Source organism: Arthrobacter psychrolactophilus (assembly GCF_003219795.1).
GTDB lineage: Bacteria > Actinomycetota > Actinomycetes > Actinomycetales > Micrococcaceae > Specibacter > Specibacter psychrolactophilus.
Genome location: NZ_QJVC01000014.1, coordinates 39,332 through 57,095 on the forward strand (window position 1 = coordinate 39,332; position 17,764 = coordinate 57,095).

At 63.2% G+C, this 17,764-nt stretch carries 16 protein-coding genes; 5 read left to right on the plus strand and 11 right to left on the minus strand.

All coding sequences use genetic code 11. The annotated features are described in order from the left end of the window. Positions 1–218: 218 nt before the first annotated feature. Positions 219–1,223 (plus strand): GerMN domain-containing protein, encoded by a 1,005-nt coding sequence (locus CVS30_RS12815; protein ID WP_110485729.1) that lies wholly within the window; start codon positions 219–221, stop codon positions 1,221–1,223. A gap of 77 nt (positions 1,224–1,300) precedes the next feature. Here the strand turns inward: CVS30_RS12815 and CVS30_RS12820 are convergent, their stop codons facing one another. From CVS30_RS12820 to hrcA, 3 genes are read right to left on the minus strand one after another with little or no spacing between them, the layout of a single operon-like run. Next, a complete protein-coding gene (locus CVS30_RS12820; RefSeq protein ID WP_110485730.1) occupies positions 1,301–2,077 on the minus strand; it encodes a 16S rRNA (uracil(1498)-N(3))-methyltransferase in 777 nt (258 codons plus the stop codon). A 5-nt stretch (positions 2,078–2,082) separates the two neighbouring features. Beyond that, a complete protein-coding gene (gene dnaJ, locus CVS30_RS12825; protein WP_110485731.1) occupies positions 2,083–3,219 on the minus strand; it encodes a molecular chaperone DnaJ in 1,137 nt (378 codons plus the stop codon). 33 nt (positions 3,220–3,252) lie between these two features. Further along, entirely contained in the window at positions 3,253–4,266 is a 1,014-nt protein-coding gene (gene hrcA / locus CVS30_RS12830; RefSeq protein WP_110485732.1) for a heat-inducible transcriptional repressor HrcA, read from the minus strand. A gap of 212 nt (positions 4,267–4,478) precedes the next feature. On the opposite strand from hrcA, the gene CVS30_RS12835 reads away from it, so the two are divergent. Both CVS30_RS12835 and CVS30_RS12840 read left to right on the plus strand, forming a co-directional pair. After that, the gene (locus CVS30_RS12835; protein ID WP_110485763.1) at positions 4,479–5,327 is read left to right on the plus strand and encodes a DUF3097 domain-containing protein; all 849 of its coding nucleotides are present in this window, start codon (positions 4,479–4,481) and stop codon (positions 5,325–5,327) included. Between the two features lie 58 nt (positions 5,328–5,385). Then, on the plus strand, positions 5,386–5,778 hold the full coding sequence (locus CVS30_RS12840; RefSeq protein ID WP_245934592.1) for a DUF4870 domain-containing protein: 393 nt from the start codon (positions 5,386–5,388) through the stop codon (positions 5,776–5,778). Positions 5,779–5,853: 75 nt separating this feature from the next. Here the strand turns inward: CVS30_RS12840 and hemW are convergent, their stop codons facing one another. Beyond that, on the minus strand, positions 5,854–7,083 hold the full coding sequence (hemW, locus tag CVS30_RS12845) for a radical SAM family heme chaperone HemW (RefSeq protein ID WP_110485734.1): 1,230 nt from the start codon (positions 7,081–7,083) through the stop codon (positions 5,854–5,856). After that, the gene (gene lepA / locus CVS30_RS12850; RefSeq protein WP_181419794.1) at positions 7,080–8,936 is read right to left on the minus strand and encodes a translation elongation factor 4; all 1,857 of its coding nucleotides are present in this window, start codon (positions 8,934–8,936) and stop codon (positions 7,080–7,082) included. Before lepA ends, hemW begins: the two co-directional genes overlap by 4 nt. Positions 8,937–9,113: 177 nt before the next feature. Here lepA and CVS30_RS12855 point away from each other — a divergent pair, with 177 nt between their 5' ends. Next, positions 9,114–9,698, plus strand: a complete 585-nt coding sequence (locus CVS30_RS12855; protein ID WP_110485736.1) for a type II toxin-antitoxin system PemK/MazF family toxin — start codon at positions 9,114–9,116, stop codon at positions 9,696–9,698. A 179-nt stretch (positions 9,699–9,877) separates the two neighbouring features. Further along, positions 9,878–10,138, plus strand: a complete 261-nt coding sequence (gene rpsT / locus CVS30_RS12860; protein WP_110485737.1) for a 30S ribosomal protein S20 — start codon at positions 9,878–9,880, stop codon at positions 10,136–10,138. Positions 10,139–10,248: 110 nt separating this feature from the next. Here the strand turns inward: rpsT and holA are convergent, their stop codons facing one another. From holA to leuS, 6 genes are all read right to left on the minus strand, one after another. Continuing rightward, positions 10,249–11,253, minus strand: a complete 1,005-nt coding sequence (gene holA / locus CVS30_RS12865; RefSeq protein ID WP_110485738.1) for a DNA polymerase III subunit delta — start codon at positions 11,251–11,253, stop codon at positions 10,249–10,251. A gap of 100 nt (positions 11,254–11,353) precedes the next feature. Further along, positions 11,354–12,958, minus strand: coding sequence for a ComEC/Rec2 family competence protein (locus CVS30_RS12870; RefSeq protein ID WP_181419795.1), 1,605 nt, complete (start codon positions 12,956–12,958; stop codon positions 11,354–11,356). Positions 12,959–13,000: 42 nt separating this feature from the next. After that, entirely contained in the window at positions 13,001–13,150 is a 150-nt protein-coding gene (locus CVS30_RS18010; protein ID WP_181419796.1) for a hypothetical protein, read from the minus strand. Then, a complete protein-coding gene (locus CVS30_RS12875) occupies positions 13,147–13,908 on the minus strand; it encodes a ComEA family DNA-binding protein (protein ID WP_110485740.1) in 762 nt (253 codons plus the stop codon). Before CVS30_RS12875 ends, CVS30_RS18010 begins: the two co-directional genes overlap by 4 nt. A 122-nt stretch (positions 13,909–14,030) precedes the next feature. Then, entirely contained in the window at positions 14,031–15,023 is a 993-nt protein-coding gene (locus CVS30_RS12880; protein WP_110485741.1) for a DegV family protein, read from the minus strand. A 117-nt stretch (positions 15,024–15,140) separates the two neighbouring features. After that, a complete protein-coding gene (leuS, locus tag CVS30_RS12885; RefSeq protein ID WP_370801028.1) occupies positions 15,141–17,645 on the minus strand; it encodes a leucine--tRNA ligase in 2,505 nt (834 codons plus the stop codon). Positions 17,646–17,764 lie beyond the last annotated feature (119 nt).

Below are 17,764 nucleotides of genomic sequence, written 5' to 3' on the forward strand. Positions count from 1 at the left end.
TATGCCGTGAGCGCATCTTTGTCTCACATTGGCGGCGAAGTGTTTCGATACGGTTTCAGTTCCATGTCAGAGTGCTATTTCCGGGGCATCGGCACCGGCATCTATGCCAAGCTAGGTGGGTTCAAGGTCTTGTGGGGATGCTGAGGACTCCAAGCACAGCACGGCGTGGGGCACCACCTGCCGCCGTTCACCGATGAAGATTAGCGAGTATCACAACCATGTTTGCCGCCCCCACCGCACCCCGGCGCCACGGCGCCGCAGCAGATGCGTCGTTGCGGCAAAAACGTGTCCTGACACGGATGCGGGTGGTTGATAAGTTCGCCATCCTTACCTTGTCCTTATCGTTGGCGCTTATCGGCTGCACCTCTCAGGGACTCAACCAGTCCACCACCTCGATGCCGACGAGCAACACCGTCATGACCTCAGGTCTGGTCACGAGCGCGCCACTGGAAACGGCAACGTCTTCTCAGACATTGCCGGTGTACTGGCTGGGCAGCAGCAACGATGACGTTTTCCTGTACCGGGAGTTTGTTCCGGCTCGATCCTCCGATGACCCCATCGTGGCGGCCCTGCGCGTCATCATGGGCGGCAAACCGCTTGACCCGGATTACTTCTCGATCTGGAACAACCCCTCACGCCTGGGTGCCTCCATTTCGGCCAAAAACGTGATTACCATCGACATGTCCGCTGATGCGTTTAGTAACAAGGTCGACAAGGGCATCGCCGAACGTTCCATCTCGCAATTGGTGTACACCGCAACGGCGGCAGCGGCCATGGCCGGTCTGGTCGATACCAGCACCTCCATTCAGGTGTCCATCCTCGTCGACGGGCATACTGGTTATAACGCCTTTGGGCAGCTCACGCTCGAGAAGCCACTCACCCGAGCCGCCCAGTTCGTCGCCCCCGTGTGGATCATTGACCCGGCTAACGGCAGCCACTTCAACACCCTCCCCCTCAAGGTGGCCGGGCAGGCCATCTCCCCCACGGGCACCTTGGTCTGGTCCTTGTCTCACGTTGTTGGCGACAAAGTGGGCGAGCATTACCTCAGTGGTACCGTGACGATTGAGCAGGGCCCCAACGAACTCGGCGAGTTTAGCTTCACCCTCGTCCCGCCTCCCGGCAGCTACGAACTCTCCGTCTACGTTGAAGACCCCGCAGCCCCGGGCAAGAAGCTCGGACTGGACACGAAAATCGTCTCGATCTCAGAACCCAGCGCCAAATAGCCCTCCCTCCCCAGCTTTAAACAGTGATGCCCGCGGTAACCAAACGGTCACCGCGGGCATCACTGTTTAAAGCTGAGTTACTGCCAGCGTCCCAGTTCCTGACTCAAGACAACGACGGCGGCCGGCCCGGCAGTTGATGAGCGCAGCACGTGGTGCCCCAACAGTGCGGTGCGGGCACCGGCGGCACGGAAAGCGTCCACCTCGGCCGAACTCATGCCGCCCTCGGGGCCAACAATCATCACCACGCCTCGCTGCCTAAGTGCCTCGTCGGGTTCCGCGGCCAACCACTCTCGAGCCACGGTGGCCAAGGAGTCCACGGCGTCTTCATGAAGAATCAAGGCGAGCCCGGCCCCGGCGATGAGTTCGCACACCCCCGCGGTTCCTACGAGGGAGCCCACCTGCGGAACGGCGGATCGCCGGGCCTGCTTCGCCCCTGCGGCAACCACCTGGCGCCACTTCTCCGGCCCCTTGATGGCCTTGTCCATCTTCCACCGCACAATGGAACGCTCAGCCTGCCACGGTACGACGGCGTCGATACCCAGTTCGGTGGCCGTCTCGATAGCGAGCTCGTCGCGATCGCCCTTGGCCAAGGCCTGAACCAGGGTGAAGGGAATCGCGGGAGTGCCTTCGGGGAGCACAGCGTCGACCCGGACCGTCAGGCTGGCCTTGTCGGCGCCGGTGACGGTGCAGATCAAACGCAAGCCCGCGCCGTCGCACATGTCAACAGGCTCACCGGCCGTGAGCCGCTTAACTGTTGCCGCGTGGCGCCCTTCTGGACCGTCCAGGAGGAACAGGTCCCCGGGGACGAGGGCCATGAGTTGTTCAGGAGCGGCGTAGAAGACGGGGTTACTCATGGCGCTTAGAGGTTGCCGAGCTTGTCGCGCAGCTTGGCGAACATGCCGCCACTGCTGACGAGCTTGCCCTCGGTGAAGCTTTCGCCACGCAGGACTGCGAGCTGCTTGAGGAGCTCTTCCTGGGCGGCGTCGGGCTTCGTGGGGGTCTCGACGTGGATGTGAACCTTCAAGTCGCCGCGGCCAAAGCCACGCAGATGCGTCACGCCGAGGCTGCGCAGGTTGATGATCTCCCCTGCCTGCGTGCCGGGCTTGATGCTGATGGGCTGCTCGCCGTCGAAGGTTTCAAAGGTCAGCTCGGTGCCCAGTGCCGCGGCCGTCATGGGGACGCTGAGGGTGGCGTGGAGATCGTCGCCCTCGCGGAGGAAGGCGGGATCGTTGTTGACCTTCATTTCCACGTACAGGTCACCGGCGGGGCCGCCTGCCGGGCCTACCTCGCCCTGGCCGCTGAGCTGGATGCGGGTTCCCGTGCTGACGCCGGCGGGGACCTTGATGGTGAAGGCGCGGCGGTTGCGCACGCGGCCATCACCCATGCATTCGTTGCAGGGGTCGATGATCATGGTACCGAAGCCCTGGCACGAGTTACAGGTGGCAACCGTCATGACATTGCCCAGGATCGAGCGCATGGGGCGCTGGACCTGGCCGCTGCCGTGGCAAATGTCGCAGGTGGTCGGCGAGGTGCCGGGACGGCAGCAACTGCCATCACACGTGGGGCAGATGACGGCCGTGTCGATTTCCAGCTTCTTGTTGACGCCGAAGACGGCCTCACGCAATTCCACCCGCACCGTGATGAGGGCGTCCTGACCGCGACGCGTGCGCGATGCCGGACCGCGGCCACCGCCTCCGCCGCCACCTCCGAAGAAGGACTCGAAGATGTCCTGGAAGGCAAAGCCATCGCCGCCGCCACCGTAGTTTCCGCCACCGTTATCGTTGCCGTTTTCATTGCCCGTGGTGTCGTAGACGCGGCGCTTCTGCGGGTCCGAGAGGACCTCGTAGGCGTGCGTGACCGACTTGAAACGGTCCTGGGCATCCGGGGCGTCATTGACGTCCGGGTGCAGCTTCCGGGCCAGCTTGCGGTAAGCCTTCTTGATTTCCTCGGCTGTCGCGTCGCGGGAGACGCCCAATGCGTCGTAGTGATTGCTCAAAATGTTGCTCTCTTTACGTGGAAACGGTGGCCGTTAACCGGCCAAAATTCTAGAAAGGTACTGTGCCACGGCGCGGACGCTGGACATGGTGTTGGGGTAGTCCATCCGGGTGGGTCCGACGACGCCGAGTTTGGCGTTCTCCCCCGGCCCGTAGCCTGCCGCAACGACGGAGGCTTCCGCTAAGGAATCGTGGGGGTTTTCCCGGCCAATCACGACCGCCATGCCGAGGGAGTCCTGAGCCATGGCTTCCAGGAGACGCAACAGCACCACCTGTTCTTCCAAGGCGTCAAGCACCGGCCCAATGCTCAGCGGGAAATCATTGTTAGACCGGGCCAGGTTAGCCGTCCCTGCCATTACAATGCGATCTTCCCTGGCATTCCGGGCCAACACGGCCAGACCCTGGGCCAGCCGGGCGGCGGGTCCCTGCTCGGCGTGGGGCACCGTCAAGGGAATCCTGGCCACGGCGTCCGGGAGCATGGCGACCGTCAGCCCACTCAAGGCCGCTAGGAAGACCTTACGCAATCCAGCGAGCGTGGGATCATCCAGCGGAGCGCCCACGTCAATGACGTTCTGCTCCACCTTGCCCGAGGCCAAGATTAAAACGATCAAGACCTGCCGCGCCGCGAGCGACACAAATTCAATGTGTCGCACCGTGGCAGCGGCCGAGCGGGGGTACTGCACCACGGCCACTTGATTCGTCAGGTGCGCCAAGGCCCGGACGGTTCGTTCAAGCACATCGTCGAGATCCGTTGAGCCCTCAAGCAGCGTTGAAATGGCTCGACGCTCAGCGGCGGATAGCGGCTTGACGGAGGAGATTTGATCGACAAAGATCCGGTATCCCTTGTCGGTGGGGATTCGCCCGGAGCTTGTGTGCGGGGCGGTGATGAGCCCCTCTTCCTCCAAGGCGGCCATATCGTTGCGGATCGTGGCGCTCGAAACGCCTAGATGGTGCCGTTCAACGAGGGCCTTGGAGCCGACGGGCTCACGTGTATGGACGTAATCTTCAACAATGGCCCGAAGAACTTCCAGCTTCCGTGGTTCACTCATGCCCGGCACCTCCTCTCAATCGCATTTAGCACTCTACCGGCTCAAGTGCTAAGTCTAATACGTTTTCGAACGGCCGACCCGTGGCCACTCGAGACCCTAATGCCCGTTGCCGGGCTCCTTGACCGGTTAGCATGGGTTTTCACCCGGTCGTGTTCGCCCTGAGCGTTGCCCGGTGTCAAAATTTTCCAGTTCAACATGGTGTGAGGTTTGGCGTGCAGTACGAGCAGTGGGGACCCCAGGATCTGAGCGCACCGGCGCAGCGTGTCCTGCGCAAGATTGAGGCGCGTGGCGGCCTCGTGATCGAGGACGTCCAGACGGGGTGGGTGGGCGCCGTGGTGCGTCTGGAGAAGTCCGGCGGCATGCACATTGTGGAGCTGGCCGATCGCCGTAATAAGGTGCGAGCCTTCCCGCTGGGCTTTGGGTTCCTTCTCGAGGGAGAGCCCATCGAGCTCATAGCCCCCATCAAGAGTGCCCCGCAGCAGAGCCTGCGCACGGCCTCGGGCTCGGTCAAGGTTGCCGACACGCGCGCCAAGGTGGCTAAGGCCAGCCGCATCTGGGTTGAGGGTAAGCACGACGCCGAGCTGGTTGAGAAGGTGTGGGGTGACGATCTCCGGGTGGAGGGCATCGTGGTGGAGCCGCTGCGCGGAATCGATGATCTCGCCGCTGCCGTGGCCGACTTCGCGCCGAGCCCCACGCGGAAATTGGGAATTTTGGTGGATCATCTGGTCCCCGGATCCAAGGAAACCCGGATTGTGGCCAATCTCATGGCGAGCCCTGCAGTTCGTCACAATGTCTTAGTTGTTGGTCACCCGTATGTCGATGTGTGGCAGGCCATTAAACCAAGCACGCTGGGCATTCCGGCATGGCCTGTTGTCCCGCGTTCCATGGAGTGGAAGCTCGGAATCCTCAAGGCTTTTGGCTGGCCGCACAGCACTGCGGAAGACGTTGGCTTGGGCTGGCAACGACTACTTTCACGGGTTAATTCCTACTCGGATCTGGAACCTTCCCTGCTTGGTCGGGTGGAGGAGGTCATTGACTTCCTCACCGCCCCCGTATCCTAGTGTCAGAGACTGGTTGTGAACCGGTCCGCAGTATTCGCTTGTTGAAAGGCCAATCATTGTGAGTCATCCAGTCAATCGCCTCAGTGGTGCACCCCAACAGCCCCTCACACCGTCTGAGGACAAGCAGTGGGCGTTCATGTCCCATTGCGGCGGAATTCTTGGCTGCGTGCCGTCCCTGTTGATTTACAAGCTCATGGGTCCGCGCGGGCGCTTCACGGCTCAGGAGTCCCTCGAGGCGTTGAACTTCACGTTGCCGCCGACCATCGCCGCCGTCGTCTTGAACATCCTGGCGCTGGTCTTTTCCTTCTTCAACCCCAGCCTTGGCTCGGTCTTCGCGATCCTGGCCCTGGTCATCTGGGTGCTCTTGACGGTTTTCTCCGTCGTTGCCGCGATTCGCGTCAACCGCGGTCAGCCGTACCGTTACCGCTGGAATCTGCGCTACTTCAAGTAAACCTTTAAAGCCAAAGTCCGACGGCGTTCCACCCACCTAGGTGGGTGGAACGCCGTCGGACTTTTGTGTGAAAACTCAGTCCAGCAGGGCCCGGGTGACCGCATCACCGAGGAGCCGACCCTTGAGGGTCAACACCAATGTTCCGGCGAAAGCCTTGAGCGGATCCACGAGCTCCTGAGCGATCAGTCCGGCAACAGCCTTGCGGGCCGCGGGGCTGAGCGTGTCGATCGCCAGGCCCTCCGCGAGCCGGGACACGAGCATGATCCGCTCCATCTCCCGGGTATCCGTGTCCAGGGTTTCACGTCCGGCGGCGGGTGATTCGCCGTTGTCCAGGCGGTTCGCATACGCAGTGGGGTGCTTGACGTTCCACCAGCGCACGCCGCCCATATGGGAGTGTGAGCCGGGCCCGATCCCCCACCAGTCGTCGCCGCGCCAGTACGCCAGGTTGTGCTGGCAGGCGTCCTCGGGTGTGCGGGACCAGTTGCTGACCTCGTACCAGGACAGCCCGGCCTCACGGAAGAGTCCGTCGGCGAGCTCGTATTTGACGGCATGGTCGTCATCGTCAATGTTGGGCACCTGGCCGCGGCGAATCTGCGCCGCCAACTTGGTGCCGTCCTCGACGATGAGCGAGTAGGCCGAAATATGGTCCGGCTCGTAGCTCAGCGCGGTGCGCACCGAGGTTTCCCAGTCCGCGACGGACTCCCCCGGCGTGCCATAGATCAAGTCAACGCTCACCTTGAGCCCCACCTCGCGCGCCCAGGCAACTGCCTGGGGCACCTTTTCGGGGTTGTGAGTGCGGTCCAAGACCTTCAAAACGTGCGGTACGGCCGACTGCATGCCGAACGAGACGCGAGTGAATCCGCCGTCGAACAATTCCTGCAGGGATTCCTTCGTGACCGAATCCGGGTTCGCTTCAGTGGTGACCTCGGCACCTTCCGCAAGCCCCCACTGCTCGATGGCAGCACCCAGAATGCTCGTCAGGTCACTGGAGGGCAAGAGCGTGGGCGTGCCGCCACCAAAGAATACGGTGCTGAGCTTGCGCGCTGGCATGCCCGAGGCGTCCATGGCGCGCGCGGCAAAAAGCACCTCGCGCACAGCCGTGGCAGCATAGGCGTCTTGGGAGGCGCCACCACCTAGCTCGGTGGCGGTGTAGGTGTTGAAGTCGCAGTAGCCGCAGCGCACAGCACAAAACGGGATGTGCGCGTACAGGCTGAACTTGCGCGACTCCGCGCCAACGGCAGCCTGCGCGGGCAGGATACCGTCGGCGGGGGCCGGATCCCCGAGGGGCAAAGCACTCGGGGTCACTTCTTTGACTTGTCCTTCGGAGCTTCCGCGGTGGTCAGCGCGGCGATGAAGGCTTCCTGCGGGACTTCTACACGTCCCACCATCTTCATGCGCTTCTTACCTTCCTTCTGCTTCTCCAGCAGCTTGCGCTTACGGGAGATGTCGCCGCCGTAGCACTTCGCCAAAACGTCCTTGCGGATGGCGCGGATACTTTCACGGGCGATGATGCGGGCGCCGATGGCAGCCTGGATGGGCACCTCGAACTGCTGGCGCGGGATGAGCTCGCGCAGCTTGCCGGTCATCATGACACCGTAGGCGTAGGCCTTGTCACGGTGGGTGATGGCGGAGAAGGCGTCAACCTGCTCGCCCTGCAGGAGGATGTCGACCTTGACCAGATCGGAGACCTGATCGCCGTCGGCCTTCCAGTCCAGCGAACCGTAGCCACGGGTCTTGGACTTCAAGATGTCGAAGAAGTCAAAGACAATTTCGGCCAACGGCAGGCGGTAACGGATCTCCACACGGTCCTCGGAGAGGTAGTCCATGCCGCCGAGGATGCCTCGACGAGTCTGGCACAGCTCCATGATGGCGCCAACAAATTCGGTCGGGGCAAGGATCGTGGCGGCCACCATGGGCTCGCGTACCTCGGCGATTTTCCCCGAGGGGTATTCGCTGGGGTTGGTGACGTGGACGGTCTTTTTATCTTCCAGGGTGACCTGGTATTCCACGTTGGGAGCGGTGGAAATCAAATCGAGGTTGTGCTCGCGTTCGAGGCGTTCACGCGTGATTTCCAGGTGCAACAGACCCAGGAAGCCCACACGGAAACCAAAGCCCAGAGCAGCGGAGGTTTCCGGCTCGTAGACCAGAGCGGCGTCGTTGAGCATGAGCTTTTCCAGCGCATCACGGAGCACAGGGTAATCCGTACCATCCATGGGGTACAGGCCGGAGAAGACCATGGGCTTGGCATCATGGTAGCCGGGGAGCGCATCGGTGGCCGGCTTGCTGAAGGTCGTGACGGTATCGCCAACCTTGGACAGGCGCACATCCTTCACACCCGTAATCAAGTAACCCACCTCTCCGACGCCCAGGCCCTTTGAAGGCTTCGGCTCCGGGGAGCTCACACCGATTTCCAACAGCTCGTGCGTAGCACGGGTGGACATCATCTGAATCTTTTCGCGCGGGCTCAGGCTGCCGTCGATGACACGGACGTAGGTGACCACGCCGCGGTAGGTGTCGTAGACGGAGTCGAAGATCATGGCACGGGCCGGGGCGTTGGGGTCACCAACAGGCGGCGGAAGTTCGCGGACGATCTGATCGAGCAGCTCTTCTACACCGGCGCCGGTCTTACCCGAAACCATCAGCACATCCTCGGGCTTGCCGCCGATCAGGTTGGCCAGCTCCGCGGCATACTTTTCCGGCTGCGCGGCCGGGAGATCGATCTTGTTCAAGACCGGAATGATGGTGAGGTTGTTTTCCATGGCCAGGTACAGGTTGGCCAAGGTCTGAGCCTCGATACCCTGTGCCGCATCAACCAAAAGAATCGCGCCTTCGCAGGCGGCCAGGGAGCGGGAGACCTCGTAGGTGAAGTCAACGTGGCCCGGGGTGTCAATCATGTTCAGGCAGTAAGAGGTGCCATCAAGTTCCCACGGGATACGAACGGCCTGGGATTTGATGGTGATGCCGCGTTCGCGTTCAATGTCCATGCGGTCAAGATATTGCGCCTTCATATCACGCTGCTGAACCACTCCAGTGAGCTGGAGCATCCGGTCGGCCAGGGTTGATTTACCGTGGTCGATGTGCGCGATGATGCAGAAGTTCCTGATGATCGCCGGATCAGTCGCGGCGGGCACCGGGGCAGTGCGGGCCATGGGTGACACTAGGGTTCCTTACTGTTGCATGGACGCAGGGATTACGGCTGGTGCGCCGAACCGTGCAGGGGTTGTGTCCGCACATTGCGCGCACGGACACTCATTGCCTCCAAGTCTCCCATGAATACTTGCCGGGCACAGAACTGAGCGAGCGCTTGCCCCGCCGACTTCGTTACTCTATGAACTATGTCTTCCACTTCCGACCGTATTTTCAAGCTCCTTCGCTCGCTCGTCGGGGCACTCTTGGCTCCCGGGAAAAGCTCGCAGCCGCGCGGAACCGCCCCCAAGCGCACCTCGTCCGGTGCCCGCCCCACGTCGCGTCCGACGTCGGGCACGCGAACCAGCGGGACCGTCACGACGGGACTGAGCTCACCCTATCCGGGAGATTTTTCTGGCACCTCCACAGTGGTGTACGCTCCCAAGCCCGACGGCGCGGCCGACCCTGGTGAAATCGTCTGGACGTGGGTCCCCTATGAAGAGGACTACAGCCAGGGCAAGGATCGCCCCGTGCTGGTGGTGGGCCGCTCCGGAAAACGCCTACTCGCGCTCATGCTGACCAGCAAGGACCACAGCAACGACCACCGCGGTGATAACGACTACATCGATATCGGCACGGGACCCTGGGATAAGCAGGGGCGCCCGAGTGAGGTCAAACTTGACCGCGTCCTGCAGGTTTCGCCGGCCGATATGCGCCGCGAAGGCGCCGTCTTGGACGCCAAGCGTTTTGCCTTTGTCGCGAGCGGCCTGCGCAGCCGACACGACTGGAAGTAGCCGCGGCGATCCCCGGGTGAGGATCTGCTAGAATTGCAAATAGTGTGTGTCCGTGCAGGTCGGCGGATGCAGCAGCTTGACCTGACGTTCACCATAATTCGAGCATCCCCACGCCGCTGTCAACGGTCAAGCTACGCCCTCTACGACCGAATTTACGTATCAAAAGAGAGTTATACATCGTGGCTAATATCAAGTCTCAGAAGAAGCGCATCCTGACCAACGAGAAGGCGCGTCAGCGCAACATCGCTGTTCGTTCAGGCGTCAAGACCGCTGTCCGCGCGGTAAACGTGGCAGTAATTGCAGGCGACAAGGATGCAGCTGCGGTTGCACTGGTGAATGCAAGCCGTAAGTTGGATAAGGCTGTCAGCAAGGGCGTCTTGCACGCCAACAACGCTGCCAACCGCAAGTCCGCTCTTGCTCTGAAGGTTAACGCCCTCTAAGCAAAGCAGATCTGCTTCGCAACTCAACGTTGGGTCCCGCCTTTTGGCGGGGCCCAACGTGTTTAACAAGCGTTTCTAGCGCCGGGCTGCCCCGGCGCCAGTGCTATGGCTCAGCGTCTGGCGGCCGTGGCAATCACAATGACGGCACGCTCCACGGCATACACGGGATCCTTAGCCTCGCCCTTGACCTGGGCGTCGGTCTCGGCCAGGATCTTGATGGCCGTGACGAGTGCCGGACCGCTCCAGTGCCCGGCGTCGCGGCGTGCCGCGTCCACCTGCCAGGGCGACATGCCCAGATCTCTCGCGAGCTGCGCCGAGCTACCGCGAGCCGAGAAGACCTTGGCCACCTGACGGACCTTCATGGCGAGAGCCGCGACGAGAGGTACCGGGTCGACGCCGGTGGCCAGGGCATGCCTGAGTGTTGACAGGGCCACGGGGGCATTACCGGCCAGCGCCGCGTCGGCCACACGGAACGCCGTGGCTTCAACGCGGCCGCCATAATACTTATCGACGTCGTCTGAGCTGACCATGCCGCTGGTGTCGGCGATGAGCTGGGAACATGCTGCGGCCAGCTCGGACAGGCTGGAGCCCACGGCGGCCACGAGGGCGCGCACGGCCTGCGCATCGATCCGACGCCTGGCGAGCGAGAACTCGCCGCTGACAAATTGTGCCTTCTCGGCGTCCTTCTTGAGCGGCTGACATTCAACCCGCGGCACGCCCAAGGCTTTCAACGCGTCGAGAAGCTTCTTCCCGCGCACGCCTCCCCCATGCAGCAGCACCAAGGTGACATCGGGGGCGGGATCCTTGATGTAGGCCAACGCGTCTTGCAGGAAGTCATCGCTCATGCTTGCCAGCGTGCCCACCTCAATGAGCTTGGGTTCGCTAAAGAGCGACGGGCTGGCCACCATGCCCAGCTGTCCAGCCGTGTAATGGGCCGCATCGAGTGAGGTGACTTCTAGCTCGGGGTTCTGTGCCCGCAATTTCCGGCGCACATCATCCACGGCACGGCTGGCGATAAAGTCTTCGGGGCCAAAAACTAAGATCACGGGCGCTAAGGGAACATCCCGCCAGTCAACGCCGCCGGCTGCTCGCTGAGAAGTCTTCGCTGCACTCACTGATGCGTTCCTGTCCACGTATTGTCACGGCTGGCCGTATTCACAGCATCTACTGTGCCACCCCCGCGCGGCTATTCCCAACCGGGAGATTTTCGCCACCTTAAAGTTGCCGCACAGCCGCTGTCCACCACACGGTGAGCCCGGCTGCGATGACAGCAACCACGAGGAAGCCATAGCGGTGGCGCCAGCGATCTGGTAGGTATTGCATGAGCCGGTGAGCCAGCAGGCGGCTCTGTTCCCGCTCCACGACGGCGAGTAACAGGAGCAGGACGAGGACATTGAGCAGGGCCATGAACACCATGCCTTGCACTCCCTCTGGCCACGGCAGGCTCGCAGCCGGCAGGCCACTCATGAAACGGGCAACAAGCGCGACCCACCAGGCTCCCACACCGCTGACGGCCGCACATAGGGCTGCCGCCGGTGGCACGAGCGCGGCCAGTACCAGTCCCAGGGTGCCCACCATGGTCACCAGGGCTATGAGCGGGGCGGCCAACATATTTGCCGGGATGGTGTAAACCGTCAGCCGGGCCTGCAGCAGTACTATGACGGGAGAGCAGAAGAGTTGGGCGGCGAGGGGAATCGCCATGGCTTGGGCGAGCCAGAGCGGCAGGAGGGCATGCAGCCAGACCACGCAGCGTTGGCCTACGAGGTGCAGGCCCAGGGTGGCCAAGACAGAAAGGATGAAGGCAAAGTCTCGGGCAAGCCAGGGATCGGCCATCAGCAATACCAGAATGGCCAGCGATAATAACGCCCCGGTTCTTTTGGGCCGCCCACCCAGGATCGCCATAGCCCCGATGCTTCCCATGACGGCGGCTCGTAAGACGCTGGGATCGGGGCCCACGAGCAGCACGAAACCCCCAAGCCCCAGCAGCGCCAGCGGGACGGCGAGAAGCCGCGAGACTTTGGCTGTCCGTAAGACCAGCATGAGCGATGCCAAAATGAGGGTGCAATTGGCCCCGCTGACGGCCGTGAGGTGCGTGAGCCCCACGGTCTTCATGGCCTCGTCAAGGGATGCAGCTGTGCCGCTTCGATCGCCCATGACCATGCCCGGCAGCAGGCCCGCGGTATCAGGAGATGTCTCGCCCCAGACCTGTCGTGCGGCACCAATCCAGGAGGTTCGCATCGCGGTGATGAGCTGCCGAGACTCCTCCCGCTCTGGGGTGACGGCCAGCGGAATCGTGCTGGGATGCAGAACCGCCGCCTCACGGCTTCCCGCACGTGGGGCCGCGAGGACCCCGGCCGTTGTGACCCGATCCCCCTGATGTACACCGCTCCACGAAGGTTTCGCCAACACCACAATGGTGAGCCGCCCCGTGGCGGAACGAGCATTCGCCGTGGCATGGAGGACGACGGCCTCAAAGATCAGCTGCGGCGGCCCCTGTCCGGCAGCGAGTAAGCGCGGGACGCTGGAAACCTCCAAGGTGAGCGCGAGATCCTGATGCTGCCGGGAAAGCTCGGTGATGGGCGAGCTGGCCATGAGGTGTAGCTGCAGGGCAATCGCAATCAGCACGGCCACGATGCAGGCGGTAGCCAAGGCGAGTGTCGTCCCTGCTGCACGGTGTGGCGTTCGGCGTCGTCGTAGCATTCGCCCCACGACCGCACACATCAGGGCCATCCCGAGAACGCTGGCGGCGATCATCACCTGGCGCAGGGGCCAGAGGATGGCAAGCGCGGCTGTGAGCCAGACACCGGCAACGGCTGGCACCAGCCGCAAATCTGGGCGGTGCCGCACTGCCTCGTCTAGTTGTTAGACGGACTGCAGGCGGCGCAACAGCACCAGCTTGTGCTCCTGCAGCCATTCCCGGGCCCGGGCAGCCTTGCTCACGGGAGGAGGTGGCCTCATATCCCCCACGGCCGCTCGCGTATACCGCGCCCATCGCGGAGTTTTGGTACTCACGACACCGTCACCGATTCTCGTAACCCGGCCAAGAGTTTGGGGCCTATGCCTGTCACGGCGCTCAGGCCATCGACGGAGGAAAAGGCTCCGTGGTCGGTCCGCCAGGCAACGATGCGTTGCGCCAGAACGGGCCCCACACCTGGGAGTGTTTCCAACTCGGCTGCTGTGGCGGTGTTGAGGTTGATCAAGCCCGGTGCGATAGCGGCACCGCCAGACCCTGCACCGCCTCCTTCGCCGCTGCTGGGATCGGCACGGGCGCCAGGGGCTGGCAGGGCGGCGGCCTCGTCCTGCGTGGGGAGATAGATTTGACTCCCATCGCTCACGGTCGCGGCAAGGTTGACGGCGGACAGTCCCGCAGAGGGCAAGGCTCCCCCGGCCGCCGCAATGGCTTGGAACACCCGGCTCCCCTGGGTAACGGTGTACACGCCCGGGTTCTTCACGGCTCCGACAACATGAACAACCACGCTCGCCACGGAGGGACGTGGCAGCGCTGCGGCCGATGCTGGCAGCGGCGTCGCTGAAGATCCGCCCACCGGCGGCACGAGTACCGTGTCGGAGGTTTCGCTCGAGAGCTGCGCCGAGGCACCCTCGACGCCGGCCGCCTCAAGCCATAGCACCCCAACCGCCGCGGCCATCATGGCCAGCACCACGACGAGCGCTCGCAGGGAGACCGCCCATCGGGGCCCTTGAAGGCGGGCAGGGTCGCGACTTTTCTTGGCTAGTTGCTGCGGCGTCCAGTCACCGCTTTGACGGGTCATGGGGCAACATTAAGCCCCTGACAGCAGCAGTGGAGCCGCACGGGGCATATTGTGAACAAGCGGGGCACCCGCCGGAGCTGTGGAGGAAACGTGCGGCCGTGCGGCGTCCTGCACGCCAGAGTTCAGCCTGAGGCCGGAGGACCCTCCGGGAGCGAGTCGGCCACAACGGCAACCAGGACGCCTAATCCGGCATGAGCGGCAAGCACGGCGGGCAATCGGGTCAGGGTCACGCTGCGCAGGCCTTGGCACTTCAGGCTCAGAGCTTCACCGAGCGCTCGGGCCTGGGCTTCATTGCCAAAGTGATGGACGCTGACGTGGGTGCCCTCGGCTCCCCGAGCCACAATTTCAGAGGTGGCCAGCGCCTCAAGCCGGGCGATGGCCTTGGACGCTGAGCGGATCTTTTCCAGTGGCACCACGGCGCCGTCCTTGATGCCGAGGATGGGTTTGATATCCAGCACGGTGCCGAGCCAGGACGAGGCCAGGCTGATGCGGCCGCCACGGCGCAACTGCTCCAGGCTGGGAACGTAAAAGTAAATCGTGGTGGCGCGCACCGCCTGGTCAGCTGCCTGCGTGACCTCGTCGAGGCCCTGGCCCAGCAGGGTGGCGGCCACGGCGGCCTGAACGCCTACGCCCTGCCCCATGCCCACGGTCTCGGTGTCAAAGACCTCGACGGGGATGGGTGAGCGTTCTGCCGCTAGTCTCGCGGCGTCGAGGGTGCCGGAGAGTTTTCCTGAGATGTGCAGGGACAGCACCGAGGTAAAGCCGGCGTCGGCTGCGCTTTTATAGGCTCGATCGAACTGCCCCGGTGAGGGGCGGGAGGTTTTGACTGACTTACCCGAGGCTAAGGCGAGCGAAATATGAGCCTCGAGTTCGGCGTCGTCGTCCGAATACACGTCCTGGTCGATGATGACCGGCATGGGCACGACCGTCAGCAGCCCATGGGCGGAAAGCTCGGACACCCATGCGGGAGGCAGCGCCGCGGCAGAATCCGTCACGATGGCCACCGTGGGGATCGGGCCCACAACAGGGCTCCCGCCCTTGGCACCTGTGGGGTGCGGGCGCAGGCGTTGCACCTGTTGACGCAACCAGTCTCGTGCTGCGGCGCGTTCTGTCATGAGCAATCCTCGCGAACTTTCCCTCGTGTGCCGCCACCTGCTCGCGGCCAATAAAAAAGTGCCTTCCCCGCCGAGAGCAAGGAAGGCACTTTTCGTGTCTTAGATCGTGATCGGTTCCTAGGCGGGAACGATATTGACCAGTTTAGGCGCACGAACGATCACGGTACGGATACCGCGGCCATCAAGTGCCTTTTGAACGACGGCCGAGGCCAGCGCCAGTTCACGCAGTTCTTCCTCGGAGATGTCCGGGGAGACCTCGAGGCGATCCTTGACCTTGCCCTGGATCTGGACAACAGCCGTGATGCTCTGCTCAACCAGGAGTGACTCGTCCACGGCCGGGAAGCCGGCGTTGGCGACCGAGGCCGGGTGGCCCAGGGTGTCCCACATGTCTTCGGCCGTGTATGGGGCAAAGAGGCTCAGCACGATGGCGACGGCCTCGGCGGCTTCGCGGACGGCAGGGTCCGTGGCGCCGGCACCGGAGTCGATGACCTTACGGGTGGCGTTGACCAGTTCCATGAGCTTGGCGACGACCACGTTGAACTTGTGGCCTTCCAACAAGGCCTTGACCTCGTGGACGGTGCGGTGTGTGAGGGAACGCAGCGCGGCGTCTCCTGTGGACGGATCCGTGCCAACAACGCTGTCCACATCGCGGCCCAAACGCCAGGCGCGAGCCAGGAACTTCGCCGAGCCCGACGGCGAAACATCCGCCCAGTCGACGTCGTCCTCGGGAGGGCCGGCAAAGACCATGGTCAGACGCACGGCGTCAACGCCGAACTTGTCCAGCTGCTGGCCCAGGTCAACACCGTTACCCAAGGACTTGCTCATGGCCTTGCCACCGTTGAGCACCTGGCCCTGGTTCAGCAGGGCGCTGAACGGTTCGGTGGCCTCCAAAAGGCCCAGGTCGTGGATGACCTTGGTGAAGAAGCGGGCGTAGAGCAGGTGTAAAATGGCGTGCTCAACGCCGCCCACGTACTGGCCAACGGGCATCCAGTCGTTGACCTTGGCCGGGTCAAAGGGACCCTCGGTGTACTCCGGCGAGGTGAAGCGCAGGAAGTACCACGAGGAGTCCACGAAGGTGTCCATGGTGTCGGTGTCACGCTTGGCGGGCTTGCCACAGCTGGGGCAGTCAACGTTCACCCAGTCCGCGGCAGCAGCCAACGGTGAGGTGCCCTTGGGGGCCAGATCCTCGCCGCGCAGGTTGTCCGGCAGGCGCACAGGCAGCTGATCGTCAGGAACCGGGACCTCGCCGCAGTCAGCGCAGTGAATGATCGGGATGGGGGTCCCCCAGAAGCGCTGACGGGACAGCAGCCAGTCGCGCAGGCGGAAGTTGACGAACTTCTTGCCCGTGCCGAGCTTTTCCAGGACGGCAATAGCGGCCGGGATACCTTCGGCCTTGGATAGGCCATCGAGCTCGCCCGAGTTGATGAGCGTACCCTCGCCGGTGGAGGCGATCCCGGTTTCGGCCGGATCCTCCATGCCGGTGTTCAGGACGGCGCGGACGGGCAGGCCGAAGGCCTTGGCGAAGTCCAGGTCGCGCTGATCGTGGGCCGGAACGGCCATGATGGCGCCCGTTCCGTAATCAGCCAAAACGTAGTCGGCGGCCCAGACGGGCAGCTTCTCACCCGTCAGCGGGTTGATGGCGTAGCGGCCCGTGAACACACCGGTCTTGGTGCGATCGGTGGCCTGGCGTTCAATGTCGCTCAGCGCCTTGACCTGTTCGCGGTACTCGCTCAAGGCTTCGGCGTGCTCGGAGGTGACCAGGTCAAGGGCCAGCGGTGCGTCGGCGGCAACCACGAAGAACGTCGCACCGTACAGGGTGTCGGGGCGCGTGGTGAAGACGGTCAGCTCCTGCTGCGCCTTTTCCTCGCCGGCCGCCTCGATCACGAAGGTGACATGGGCGCCCTCGGAGCGGCCGATCCAGTTCTTCTGCATGGCCAGTACACGGTCAGGCCAGTGGCCCTTGAGCGCGTCCATGTCGTCCAGGAGCCGGTCTGCGTAGTCGGTGATCTTGAAGTACCACTGGTTCAGGGACTTCTTGGTCACGATGGTGCCGCACCGTTCGCAGGCGCCGTTGACGACCTGCTCGTTGGCGAGCACGGTCTGATCCGTGGGGCACCAGTTCACGGGTGAGTTCTTGCGGTAGGCCAGGCCCTTCTCGTGGAAGCGCTTGAAGAGCCACTGCGTCCACCGGTAGTACTCGGGGTCGGAGGTCTGCAGGCGGCGCGACCAGTCCACGGACACGGCGTAGCGCTTGAACGACTCCGCCTGCGTGTCAATGTTGGAGTACGTCCACTCGCTGGGGTGGGCGTTGCGCTTGATGGCGGCGTTTTCGGCGGGCAGGCCAAAGGAGTCCCAGCCGATCGGGTGCAGCACGTCGTAGCCGAGCTGGCGCCAGTAGCGCGAGACGACATCTCCCATAGCAAAGGCCTCGGCGTGCCCCATGTGGAGGTCGCCGGAGGGGTACGGGAACATGTCAAGGACGTAACGGCGTTCCTTGGATCCGTCGTCAAGGGGCGTGAAGACCTTTAGTTCATCCCAGATGGCCGGCCATTTGGCTTCCATCGTGGCGAAATTGTAGACGCCCTCTTCGCTGTTCTCTTCAGTCTGAGACTGCACGCTCACGTACCCTGCCTTTTCATTCATCATTGGCTTCTTGCACCTTACGTACCCTTGACACACAAAAGCCCCTCGACGTAGCAAGGGGCGCACCGCAACTTTGTTGCGGCTATGTAAGGAGAAGG